The sequence below is a fragment of the Mesorhizobium sp. M7A.F.Ca.AU.001.01.1.1 genome, from assembly GCF_004022735.1.
GTDB lineage: Bacteria > Pseudomonadota > Alphaproteobacteria > Rhizobiales > Rhizobiaceae > Mesorhizobium > Mesorhizobium ciceri.
The window spans coordinates 1-11,424 of record NZ_RZPF01000123.1; the positions used below are offsets into that span (position 1 = coordinate 1).

Consider the following 11,424-nt stretch of genomic DNA (forward strand, 5'->3'; position numbering starts at 1 on the left):
GTGCGGTGCTGATCGGGCTGACCAACATGCCGCCATTGGCCATTGGCGGCATGTTGGTCAGCCCGATCAGCACCGCACCGCCGGCGCGCAGCCGGGCTATGGTGAAGGCATCCTCATTGGCAATGAGATGCTCGAAGGCCGGCGAGCCGGCGGCCACCGTCAGGCCTGCAACCTTGTAGCTGTCCTTGGCGGTGTAGGGGATGCCGTCGAGCGGTCCGAGCACGGCGCCGTTGCGGCGCCGCTGGTCGGAGGCCGCCGCCTGCTCAAACATGTCAGGGTTGAGCACTGGGACGGCATTGAGGCTGATGCCGTGCCGGTCGAAATGCGCGATGCGCCTGAGATACGCCCCGACCAGTTCGACGCTGGTGACGGTGCCGTGATCGAGCGCGCGGCGCAGTTGGTCGATCGTCGCTTCGACGAGGTGAAGGCTGGCGTCGGTCATCACGGATCCCACATTTCCACGCACCATGGATGAGCGAGGCCGCAGGCTTCGGCAAGAGCCTATCGCGGTCTTCTCGGAACTTTTGTCCGGCTGGCGGTTTTGGATGTATGGTGCGATTCCGGAATGGCCAGAAGGGTGTGCCGATGACCACGAAATGCGTTGCGATCCTAGCTCTCGCGGTTGCTACGGGCGCGAGTCTTTGCGCCCCGGCCTTGGCTGGCGACCGGCATTACGACCGCCGGGTCCACTCCGAACGCTACGTTCCCGCCGAAGGCGATCTCATCGATATCCTGTTCGGCGGCCCGCACTACTACGATCAGCAGTTGGTGACGACGGCGGCTGGCGCGTGCTCCTACCATCGCGTTGGACCCGACGCGAATGCATTGAACAAGATCAACGATCATCACTGCGGGAAATAAGGCAGTAGGGCAGTAGGGCAGTAGGGCAGTAGGGCAGTAGGGCAGTAGGGCAGTAGGGCAGTAGGGCAGTAGGGCAGTAGGGCAGTAGGGAGCGCCTCAACGCTGGCCGCTCTCCTTCATACGCTCGATGATTTCGGCCATCAGCGCCAGGTCGCGGCGGGAATCGGCGAGGTCGGTCAGCGGCTTTGTTCCTTCGGCGATGTGGCGGTGGAAAATCTCGAGTTCATTCGAGAAAGCATCGCCGTAGAGAGGGCCGAAGGCTTTCGTCACCGGGCCGAGCGGGCCGGCATCGGTGACCTCCAGCCGCGTCGGCAGGCTGCGGATGTAGGGCGTGTCGTAGATGATGCGCACGCGCCTGGTGTTGGAGCGCACCTCGATCATTGCGTCGAACAGGCCGAGATCGTCGACCACCGCGTCGTAGAGACAAGCGAAATGGCCATAGTCGAAGGTGACCGATGTGTTGGCGCCGCCATTGGTGCGGTGCGCGGCCAGCACGCGCGCCGGCTCGCCGATCAGCCCGCGCATCGCTGAAATGTGGTGCGAGGAAAGCGCCGTCAGCCCGCGATAGGCGCGCACCAGGTCGGCCGGCGCGTCGGCACCGACGACTTCGCGGATCAGCGCGTCGCGCTCCTTGGCGCCACGCGCCAGCAGGGCCGGGTCTATGTCGTTGGGATAGAGGACGTTCTGGCTCTTCTTGAGGAAATGCCGGCCCTCCGAGATCAGGTCGAAGATGCGGACATGGGTGATGTCGGCGAAGGCCGGCAGCTCGTCCCTGGCGGCCAGATAGGCCGGCGCGTAGCGGCGCATATAGCCGACGAACAGGGTCTTGTCGTAACTCGGCATCAGCGCCAGCAGATCGTCGATCTCGCGCACCGTCAGACAGGCAGGCTTTTCCAGCAGGATATGTTTGTTGGCAGCAATCGCCGCGTGCACGAAGCGGCTGTGGGTGTCGTCGGATGACAGCACGAACACCGCGTCGATGTCGGGTGACGCTATTAGCGCCTCGGCCGTCTCGAAGGTTCTTGCCGTCAGGTGTTGCGAGGTGCACAGCGCCACCAGGCTGGGCGACACGTCGTACACGCCCGCGATCACCCAGCGCTCGCGCTGATCGCTCAGCACCGGCAGATGGATCGACTGGGCGACCTCTCCAAGACCTATAAGTCCGACACGAATTGGTGCCACCGGCAAACTCCCTTTGATTTCAGGTCTGATGCTGCAGGACTATGCCGCGCCGGTGACCAGCGCGACGAGCTCGTTGCCTGATGTCTCCGAGGCGCGCACGGTCGCCGCCATCTTTCCCGCCCGCATCACCCAGATCTGGTCGGACAGGCGGCGGACCTGATCGAAATTGTGGCTGACCAGGATGACTGAGACCGACTGCTCGCGCAGGCGTCGGATCAGCGCCTCGACATTGGCCGTCTCCTGCACGCCGAGCGCCGCCGTCGGTTCGTCCATCACCACCAGCTTGGCGCCGGAGCCGACAGCGCGGCAGATCGAGATCGCCTGCCGCTGGCCGCCCGACAGGCGCCGCACACGCTGGTTGATCGACGGCACGTTGATCGACAGGCGCGACAGCATGGAACGGGCCTCGCGTTTCATCGCCTTGCGGTCGAGGAAAGCGAAGGGACCGATGCGGCGCACGATCTCGCGGTTGAGGAACAGGTTCTGCGCGACCGTCAGTTCGTCGATCAGCGCCAGGTTCTGGTGCACGGTCTCGATGCCGGCCTTGCGCGCCTCGTCGGGATTGGCGAAGGGCCGCGCCCGGCCGTCGAAGAACAGATCGCCGGCGTCGGGCTGATGCACGCCGACCAGGCTGCGGACCAGCGTCGACTTGCCGGCGCCATTGTCGCCGATCACGGCGGTGACCTCGCCGCGGCGGGCCTGGAAGGCGACGTCGGTGAAGGCGCGGATGCCGCCGAAATGCTTGCTCAGCCCTTCGCAGGCGATGATCGCCTCAGCGGCGGGGATGTGATGGGGAGCGCTCATTTCTGATACCGCATGATCAGCGCCGCCAGCACCACGATGGCTCCCACGGCAAGCGGTTGGTAGAAAGCCGACACATTGAGCAAGGTCAGGCCATTGACGAGTGCCGTGAGCATCAGCGCGCCGATGGCGGGCCCAAGAATGCTGGCGCGGCCGCCGAACAGGCTGACGCCGCCCAGCACCACCGCCGCCACCGAATTCAAGAGCAGGCTGGTGTTGATCTGCGGTTCGGCCGAGCCGATGCGGGCGACCAGGAGAATGGCCGCGACACCGGCGCAGAGACCGGAAATCGTATAGGCGGCGATCTTGACCCGGTTGGTGCGGATGCCGAGCGCGCCGGCACTTTCGGCCTGGCCCCCGGTGGCAAGCAGATGCACGCCGAAACGCGTGTGGTAGAGCGCGATATGGGCGACGATGACGGCTGCGATCGCCACCCATACGGGATAGCTGAACGGTCCGAACGAGCCGGAAGCGAGCCTGAGCAGGAAGGTCGAGCCGACCATGGTCGGTTCACCGCCCGACAGGATGAGGCCAAGGCCAGTGATGCCCGACAGCGTGCCGAGCGTCACCACGAAATCGGGGATTTTGCCTGCCGTGATGATCAGCCCGTTGAGGAAGCCCACCGCGCTGGTGGCGAGAACCGCGAGCACGCAGGCGATGAAGATGCCGTAGCCGGCGGCATTGACGAGGCCGAGGATGATGGCGCCGAGCATGACGGCTGCCGCCAACGACAGATCGATGCCCGAGGTGGCGATGACGAAGGTCTGGCCGATCGACAGCACGACCAGGATCGCAGCCGCCAGCAGCAGCGCCTGCAGATTGGCGACGCTGAGAAAGACCGGCTGGGCGATGCCGAAGACGATGACGAGGCCGACCAGGCCGACGACGGATGCCCAGTCGGCCCAGAAGGAGGGATCGAGGAGGAGAGCCGCCAGGGAGGGACGGCTCTCCTCCGCACCCGCCGAATGGGCGGCGGGCGCGTTGTCTGCAGGTGTGCTCACTTCAGCATCTCGCGGAAGGGATCGGGATAGTCGCCGCCGGGACGCGGAAAATTCTTTAGCGACGCTTCGGCATTGTCCTTGTTGATCAACAGCACAGGTGCCGGCACGTTGGCCGGCAGTTCCTTGCCCTTGGCCGCGACCGCACAGGCTTCGACGCCCATGGCGCCGACGACATAGGGGTATTGGGCGACGGTGGCGGTGAGTTCGCCTGATGCGATCGACTTCAGCGCATCGACAATGCCGTCTAGGCCGATCACCTTGACGTCCTTGCCCGACGTCCGCACGGCGCGCTCGACGCCAAGGGCCATGATGTCGTTGGCGGCGAAGAAGCCGGCGAGGTCCGGATGGGCGGCGAGGATATCGGTGGCGGCGGTCAACGCCTTTTCGCGATCCCAGTCAGCGCTGACCATCACCACGATTTCGAGCTTGCCTTCGACGGCCTGCCTGAAGCCCTTGATGCGGGCGTTGGAGCCGACATCGCCGACGATGCCGGCGACCAGCGCGACCTTGGAACCCTTAGGCACCAGCTTCAGCATCTCTTCGCCGGCCAGCACGCCTGCGGCGACGTTGTCGGTGCCGATATAGGTCGAGACGGCAAAGCCGGCGGCCTTGGCCTGCTCGGGGTCGATGGTCGAGTCGATGTTGACGATCGGCTTCTTCTTTTGGGCGACCGGCACCAGCGCCTGGACGAGGTTGGAGACGCTGATCGGGTTGACCAGGTAGCAATCGAAATCCTGCATGGCCATGGCGGTCAGGCGGTCGGCCTGGCCGGTGGCGTCACCCATGTTGGCGGCGGCCTGGACGCTGACACTGACGCCGTTGGCCTTGGCCTGCTCCTCGATGCCCTTCTGCATGGTCTGGAAGAATGGATTGTCGAGGCCTTTGACGATGGCGGCGACTTTCGCCGCATCCTCGGCGTGGGCGGGTGCCGAGACGATGGTTGCAAGCATGCCGGCGCCAAGCAGGCTCGTGCCGAGTTTCAGGCAATTGAACATGCGCATGGTTTTTCCTCCTCCTGATTGTTTTATGGGCTGCATCGATGTCGCCGTCCGGCGACTGCAATGTCCGACGGCGCGCAAGCGACCCCGGCCCCTGGCGCGACGATCCGCCAACGGACTGCTGCCAGCTTGGGGATGTGCGGACTGCCGCCCCGGTTCGGGCGCTTTTCGATGTCAGGCATTGCTCCTCCCAGAGCGCCGGCCGATGCCATGCCGGCGTTTGCGCATGTTTTATAAAAAATTGACACGCGTCAAGATTTAAAATGTGCGTAGCGATTTTTGACTGCGCGCCCTGCGGGCATGACTGTCCTGCCGGCATGCGCTACAACCAAGGCGCGAAAAAAACTGCCAGCCTAGGGAACCACTAGGGGGATGTCCGCGTTGGTCGCTACTTTTGTGCAGAGGGAGGTTTGGGGTGGGGCGTTTCGAAATCGTGGAAGAGCCAACGGGTACGTTTTCGATTTTCGACACCGTCACGGAATTGCCGGCAACGGCCAAAGGGGGCGTGTGCATTGGGCTTTATCGGCACGAAGTGCCTCTGGCACTGCTTGCAGCGGTTGAAACGGTCCAGCCCGGCCATTTTTCGCTCCTGCCCTCATTGTCGGTGTTGAACGACTGGCGGGCTCATCGAGACGATCTGCTGGCATGAGCAAAGCTGCCCGATGTCGCATCAAAAATCATACGGTATGGGAAATCACGCCCTGTTGTCGAAAGCGGCGGTGAGGCATGGAAAGCAAGGGGAGGTTGCAGTGCGTTGGGAGGTGAAGCAATGTCTGATCAGGACGACCTGATCCGAGCTGCCATCGGACGGCTGCTCGCCGAGAAGACAGGCGCCGCCGTCATATCGATGAGAGAGAGCGTCACCGAGCTTCTGGCGCTGACCGGTGCCGCACTGGACGAAAGACTCCAAGACCTGCTGCTGGAAATGGCCGAAGTCCGCGGCATGATGGTCGCTCTCGACTTCTGAACATATCCGGCTGGGATGCTGCAGCATGGACCGGCAGCGCTTTCATCGCCGGCAGCCTCTAACCTTACTGCGTCCAATATCGGGCATCGCATTTTAGGCCGAAAGCGGACAGGCAGCTTTCCGCCCGATCGCCAGTATTGCCGGCATGTCGCGGATCGTCGCCGCGACAGCGCGCCTCGCCAAACCTTGGCTCTTTTTCCGACCCTCAAACGTCTTAGCTACAGTGAAGCTAAGGAGCAGGGTCGATGAGCCTCAGGAATAAAGAAATCGTGGTCACCGGTGGCAGCCGTGGGCTTGGCCTCGGATTGGTCGAGGCGCTGGTCGAACAGGGCGCCAGTGTGACCGTCGTTGCCCGTGGCGTCGAGGCGCTGGATGCGGTCGGTGCGCGGCTTGGGGTCGCCACTATCCGCGCCGACGTTGCGGAGGAGGGCGCGGCCTATCGCATTCTTAGCGAGGTTCGTCCTGACGTCGTGGTCCTGAATGCTGGTGCCACGCCCCGGATGGGCCGGTTGGACCAACTGAGCTGGGAAGATTTTTCAATCGCCTGGGAAACCGACGTCAAGGCCGGGCTATACTGGCTGCAGGCGGCGCTCAACCTGCCGCTCAAGCCGGGCAGCCGTGTTCTGGTGGGATCGAGCGGTGCCGCCGTCACCGGGTCGCAGTTGTCGGGCGGCTATGGCGGCGCCAAGCGCATGCTGTGGTTCATGGCGAAGTACGCCAACGGCGTTTCGCTGGAGAAGAAGCTCGGCATCCGCTTTCAGGCGATCGTGCCGCGGCAGATGATCCTCGGCACCGGAACAGGCGATGCGGCGGCCGGCGCCTATTCCGGATCCATGGGCATCACGCCCGAACAATTCGTCACCCGCTTCGGTGCGCCGATGCCGCCCCGAACCTTCGGCGACAGGGTGGTTTCCGTGCTGGAAGACCCGCAATATGCCGAGGGGATCGTCTTCGGCCTCAATGGCGACGCGGGCGTAACCGTGATGGAGGGGGCTGCGGCTTGAGCGAACGAGATCCTGCCGTGGACCGCGACCGACGGGAAGGGCTGCTTGCCCTTGCCGCCGCGATGCGGCCAGAGCTGCACCGCTATTGCGCGCGCCTGATGGGCTCGGTCATCGACGGGGAGGATGTCGTGCAGGACACGTTTGCGCGAGCCTTCGTTGCGCTGAATGAGCTGGGCGAGGTGCCGCAGCTCAGGCCCTGGCTGTTCCGCGTCGCCCACAACCGTGCGCTTGACCTGCTGCGCAGCCGCGCGATCCGCGCGGCGGAGCCTATCGAGGCGGCGCTTGAAATTGCCGACGACACCAAAGCCGACCCGGTGGAGATGCTGATGCGCAGGCAAGCTATACAGACCGCAGTGTCGCGCTTCGCGGAGCTTCCGCTGCTCCAGCGCAGCGTCGTCATCCTCAGAGATGTGCTCGACGAGCCGCTGGCCGAGATCGCTGCTTTGCTCGGCATCACCGTCGATGCGGTGAAAGGGCACTTGGCGCGCGGCCGCGCCCGGCTTAGGGAAGTCAGTGCGCAGGCCAGTTCGGCTCCCGATGCGCGTATCGCGTCGGCCGCCGTGGTCCGTTATGCGACCCTGTTCAACCAGCGGGATTGGGACGGCTTGCGCGCCCTGCTTGCCGACGACGTCAGGCTTCATCAGTCCCTGCATGCGACGCGCTCGGGTGCGGCGGATGTCGGCATGTTCTTCACGATCTACGCCAAAAGCGACCGCGTGTGGCTGACGCCGGCCTGGCTCGACGGCCGCGAGGTGATCGCTGTGTTCGAAAGCCATGCCGACCAGAAACCGCATCATTTCATGTGGCTGGAGTGGCGAGAAGGTCAGATCAGCTTCATCCGCGACTATCGCTATGTCAGCTATGTTACCGACGATGCCGAGCTGGTGCTGGCCAAGGACGCCAGGTCCTTCGGTCGCGGCACCGGGCACTGAAGAGCGGGCGCGCATCTGACCATCATACGGGCGGTGCTGTTCCTGCCCAAGGGGCCGATGCGGGGCTGGGCGTCGCACCGCCTGAGGATGTCTTTGACGTGCCCACGCGTGACATCCCCTAACTCTGCTCGATCAGCGCGCGCGCCGCAGCTTTCCCTGCCGCAAGGATACGATCCGACAATTCCGTTCCCTCCACGGCACGGGCCAGTTGAAGCGTGCCAATGAGGGTCGCAAAGATAGCGAACGCAACGCCCTCCGGATCAGGAGTTTGCGGCGGCAGCTCTACCGACACCTGGCGCACCTGGGTCAGCAAACGCTCGGTATAAAGCTGACGCGTTTCGGGTGGCTCGCGGGCGATTTCCGCCAGCAAGGCGGCAGAGGCGCAGCCCTTCCCGGGATTATCCCGATGCGCCGCAGACAGATATGTGTCTATGGCCATTGCCAAGCCGCCGGAGGCCAATGCTTGCCGTATCTCGTCGGATTGATCCTCGAGAGCTGCAGCGACCGTTTCACGGACAAGCGCCGCCTTTGATTGAAAGTGGGGATAGAAAGCCCCGTTCGTCAGCCCGGCGTCGCCCATGATGGTTGCCAGTCCGGACGCCGCTATGCCGTTTTTCCGAAAGCGTTCCGCGGCGACCTCCAGGATCCGGCCGCGCGAGGCGTCCTTCCTGCCCTTTTCGTAGCGCATGGCTGCTATTCCTTTCTGCTATTGCATTATGATCATAATCTGATATTACGACTGTAATTTAACAGATGCAAAAAAGCTAGCCCCCATGAGTTTGGAGCACGAAATGAAAACGAATGCCGGAAAAACCGCTGTTGTGACCGGAGCCTCTTCGGGCATCGGCCGCGCCAGTGCCGAAGCCCTTGCGCGGGCCGGGTTCACCGTCTTCGGAACCAGCCGGCGCAAGGCCGGCAACGATCCGGACGGGGTGATCATGCTGATCTGCGACGTGACCGACAGTGAGGCCGTTGCCGCACTCGTTTCGACGGTGCTCTCGCAGACCGGCCGGATCGACCTCTTGGTCAACAATGCCGGGGTCGGCCAGCTTGGAGGCGCCGAGGAATTCTCGATTGCCCAGGTGCAGGCTCTGTTCGACGTCAATCTGTTCGGCGTCATCCGCATGACCAATGCGGTGCTGCCGTCGATGCGGCAGCGTGGCGAGGGGCGCATCATCAATATCGGCTCTGTGCTGGGACTGGTGCCCGCGCCGTATTCAGCGCATTATTCGGCGGTCAAGCACGCGCTCGAGGGCTATTCGGAATCGCTCGACCACGAGGTTCGCGCCTTCAACATCCGCGTTTCGGTCATCGAGCCGGCATTCGTTCGTACTGTCTTCGACCAGAACGGGATCCAGCCGGATTCGCCGTTGCAGGAATACGATCAGGCCCGCGCTACGCTGGAAGCGCTGCTTCGCGACGTGATGCCTGTCGCCGACCGGCCGGAAATGGTGGCGCAAGTGGTCGTCAAGGCAGCGACCGATGCCCGTCCGCAACGGCGCTACACCGCCGGCAAGGCTGCGCGCCAGGTCAGCCTGCTGCGTCGCTTTGCTCCCGCGGGGATATTCGACAAGAGCCTGCGGAAACAATTCCGCCTGCCCGTTTGAACACAGCGAGCAGAGGATTTCACGCACATGCGACACACCAAAATCACTCTCAGAAAGTCACTGCCATGAAGGCATTCGTCGTCGACAAGTACAGCAAGAACGGCACTCTGCGGCTAGCCGAAATGCCGGAGCCGAAACTCGGGGACAGCGATGTCCTGGTCGAGGTCCACGCCGCGGCGGTGAACCTGCTCGATTCCAAGGTCAAAACCGGAGAGTTCAAGCTGATCCTGCCCTATCGCTGGCCCTTCATCCTGGGTCACGACGTGGCCGGGAGGGTTGTGCGCGTGGGATCGAAAGTCCGCAAATTCGACCTGGGCGACGACGTCTATGCGCGGCCGCGCGATGGCCGGATCGGGACGTTCGCCGAGTTCATAGCCATGGATGAAGCCGACGTGGCCCTGAAACCCGGGAACCTCAGCATGGAGGAGGCGGCCTCGATCCCGCTGGTCGGCCTGACCGCCTGGCAGGCGCTCGTCGAAAGGGCCAAGCTGAAGAAGGGACAGAAGGTCTTCATTCAAGCCGGTTCCGGCGGCGTGGGGACATTCGCCATCCAACTGGCAAAGCATCTCGGCGCGACCATTGCGACCACCGCCAGCGCGGCGAGTGCCGGTCTGGTCAAGGGGCTCGGCGCCGATATCGTCGTCGACTACAGGAAAGACGATTTCGAGAAAGTCCTTTCGGGCTACGACGTCGTCTTGAACAGCCAGGACGCCAAGACACTTGAAAAATCACTGAATGTGCTGAAACCGGGTGGCAAGCTCATCTCCATCTCCGGCCCACCGGATCCGGAATTTGCCAGGGAAAAGGGACTGAACGTGGTGCTGAGGCTGGTGCTTCGCCTGCTGAGCCGCGGTATTCGAGCGAAAGCCAAGCGCCGTGGCGTGACGTTCTCGTTCCTTTTCATGTGGGCGCAGGGCGAGCAGCTGAGCAAGATCGCATCGCTCATCGAATCCGGCGCGATCCGCCCGGTCGTCGACCGGATATTTCCCTTCGAGGCGACCAATGAGGCGCTGGCCTATGTCGAAACAGGACGCGCCAAGGGCAAGGTCGTCATCAAGGTCAGATAGCAACTCAGCCCCGATCGAGGTCAGCCGCGCCGGGCTGCGTCGATCGCCGCGACGTCGATCTTTGTCATCTCCATCATCGCATCAAAGGCGCGTTTGGCTTCCTCGCCGCCGGCCGCCATGGCCTCGGTCAGCGTGCGCGGCGTGATTTGCCAAGACACGCCCCATTTGTCCTTGCACCAGCCGCACACGCTCTCCTGGCCGCCATTGCCGACGATGGCATTCCAGTAGCGGTCGGTTTCCTGCTGATCGTCGGTGGCGATCTGGAACGAGAAGGCCTCGTTCTGCTTGAATGTGGAGCCGCCGTTCAATCCGATGCAGGGAATGCCGGCGACGGTAAATTCGACCGTCAACACGTCGCCTTTCTTGCCGGACGGAAAATCGCTCGGCGCACGGTGAACGGCGCCCACGCTGGTGTCGGGAAAGGTCTCTGCGTAGAAGCGCGCCGCAGCCTCGGCGTCCTTGTCGAACCAAAGGCAAATCGTGTTCTTCGGTATCTTTGGCATTGCATGTTCCTTTCGGCGTTGGAGTTGGCGGAGGTCAACCCAGGAGATTGCGTGCCGTGCGCATGAAGATCCTCGACCCGATCGGGATCAGGTCGTCGGGAAAGTCATAGTCGGGATTGTGCAAGGCGGGGTGCCGCTCGCCCGCACCGAGGAAGAACATCGCCGACTTGGCACTATGGCCGAACAGGCCGAAATCTTCCGAGGCGCGCATCGGCAGGGCCTCTTCGCCGTGCGATACGCCCTCTTCATCGAGCGCGCGCCGCAGATGCTCCACCGCGTCCGGCGCGTTGACGCTGGCGACGAAGATCTCGTGATAGTCCCAGCGGGCGGTAAGGCGATGCTCGCCGGCGATCCTGGCGACCAGTGCTTCGGCAGCAGCACAAAGGTTCGCCATGCGCTCGTGACGCCGGGTGCGCAGCGTTGCCCAGACCTGCGCATGAGCCGGCGCGATGCCGAACACGGCCTCGCCCATCGCGGCATGGGTGACGGTCAGCATGGAGA

Annotated in this window: 15 protein-coding genes; 7 read left to right on the plus strand and 8 right to left on the minus strand. The window is 63.5% G+C overall.

Going from position 1 to position 11,424, the window contains the following annotated elements; genetic code table 11:
- Positions 1–442, minus strand: a 442-nt coding sequence (locus EN884_RS10305; RefSeq protein WP_245491919.1) for an amidase family protein, incomplete at its 3' end; no start/stop codon positions are given.
- 143 nt (positions 443–585) lie between these two features.
- Here EN884_RS10305 and EN884_RS10310 point away from each other — a divergent pair.
- Complete coding sequence (locus EN884_RS10310; RefSeq protein WP_024503933.1) at positions 586–861, plus strand: hypothetical protein; 276 nt, start codon at positions 586–588, stop codon at positions 859–861.
- Between the two features lie 96 nt (positions 862–957).
- Here the strand turns inward: EN884_RS10310 and EN884_RS10315 are convergent, their stop codons facing one another.
- From EN884_RS10315 to EN884_RS10330, 4 genes are read right to left on the minus strand one after another with little or no spacing between them, the layout of a single operon-like run.
- Positions 958–2,043: a Gfo/Idh/MocA family oxidoreductase gene (locus tag EN884_RS10315; RefSeq protein ID WP_063170299.1), complete on the minus strand. Its 1,086-nt coding sequence runs from the start codon at positions 2,041–2,043 to the stop codon at positions 958–960.
- A gap of 39 nt (positions 2,044–2,082) precedes the next feature.
- A complete protein-coding gene (locus EN884_RS10320) occupies positions 2,083–2,847 on the minus strand; it encodes an ATP-binding cassette domain-containing protein (protein ID WP_063168679.1) in 765 nt (254 codons plus the stop codon).
- Positions 2,844–3,845 carry an ABC transporter permease gene (locus EN884_RS10325; protein WP_063168678.1) on the minus strand — a complete coding sequence of 334 codons (1,002 nt, stop codon included), beginning with the start codon at positions 3,843–3,845 and terminating at the stop codon, positions 2,844–2,846. Before EN884_RS10325 ends, EN884_RS10320 begins: the two co-directional genes overlap by 4 nt.
- Positions 3,842–4,846: a substrate-binding domain-containing protein gene (locus tag EN884_RS10330; protein ID WP_063168677.1), complete on the minus strand. Its 1,005-nt coding sequence runs from the start codon at positions 4,844–4,846 to the stop codon at positions 3,842–3,844. Before EN884_RS10330 ends, EN884_RS10325 begins: the two co-directional genes overlap by 4 nt.
- A gap of 412 nt (positions 4,847–5,258) precedes the next feature.
- On the opposite strand from EN884_RS10330, the gene EN884_RS10335 reads away from it, so the two are divergent.
- The 4 genes from EN884_RS10335 (at position 5,259) to EN884_RS10350 (ending at position 7,746) form a co-directional block, all read left to right on the plus strand.
- Positions 5,259–5,492 carry a hypothetical protein gene (locus EN884_RS10335; RefSeq protein ID WP_013530508.1) on the plus strand — a complete coding sequence of 78 codons (234 nt, stop codon included), beginning with the start codon at positions 5,259–5,261 and terminating at the stop codon, positions 5,490–5,492.
- Between the two features lie 120 nt (positions 5,493–5,612).
- Positions 5,613–5,810 carry a hypothetical protein gene (locus tag EN884_RS10340; protein WP_013530509.1) on the plus strand — a complete coding sequence of 66 codons (198 nt, stop codon included), beginning with the start codon at positions 5,613–5,615 and terminating at the stop codon, positions 5,808–5,810.
- A 245-nt stretch (positions 5,811–6,055) separates the two neighbouring features.
- The gene (locus tag EN884_RS10345; protein WP_063168676.1) at positions 6,056–6,814 is read left to right on the plus strand and encodes an SDR family oxidoreductase; all 759 of its coding nucleotides are present in this window, start codon (positions 6,056–6,058) and stop codon (positions 6,812–6,814) included.
- A 62-nt stretch (positions 6,815–6,876) separates the two neighbouring features.
- Positions 6,877–7,746, plus strand: coding sequence for a sigma-70 family RNA polymerase sigma factor (locus EN884_RS10350; protein WP_164747167.1), 870 nt, complete (start codon positions 6,877–6,879; stop codon positions 7,744–7,746).
- 118 nt (positions 7,747–7,864) lie between these two features.
- Here the strand turns inward: EN884_RS10350 and EN884_RS10355 are convergent, their stop codons facing one another.
- Positions 7,865–8,434 carry a TetR/AcrR family transcriptional regulator gene (locus tag EN884_RS10355; protein WP_063168675.1) on the minus strand — a complete coding sequence of 190 codons (570 nt, stop codon included), beginning with the start codon at positions 8,432–8,434 and terminating at the stop codon, positions 7,865–7,867.
- Positions 8,435–8,537: 103 nt separating this feature from the next.
- Between EN884_RS10355 and EN884_RS10360 the strand changes: the two genes are divergently transcribed.
- Entirely contained in the window at positions 8,538–9,353 is an 816-nt protein-coding gene (locus EN884_RS10360; RefSeq protein WP_063168674.1) for an oxidoreductase, read from the plus strand.
- Positions 9,354–9,418: 65 nt separating this feature from the next.
- Complete coding sequence (locus tag EN884_RS10365) at positions 9,419–10,420, plus strand: NADP-dependent oxidoreductase (protein ID WP_063168673.1); 1,002 nt, start codon at positions 9,419–9,421, stop codon at positions 10,418–10,420.
- 20 nt (positions 10,421–10,440) lie between these two features.
- Here EN884_RS10365 and EN884_RS10370 read toward each other — a convergent pair whose 3' ends face one another.
- On the minus strand, positions 10,441–10,914 hold the full coding sequence (locus EN884_RS10370; protein WP_027160885.1) for a VOC family protein: 474 nt from the start codon (positions 10,912–10,914) through the stop codon (positions 10,441–10,443).
- Positions 10,915–10,957: 43 nt separating this feature from the next.
- Positions 10,958–11,424 (minus strand): M20/M25/M40 family metallo-hydrolase (locus tag EN884_RS10375; RefSeq protein ID WP_128360546.1); only part of this gene is annotated, 467 nt, incomplete at its 5' end.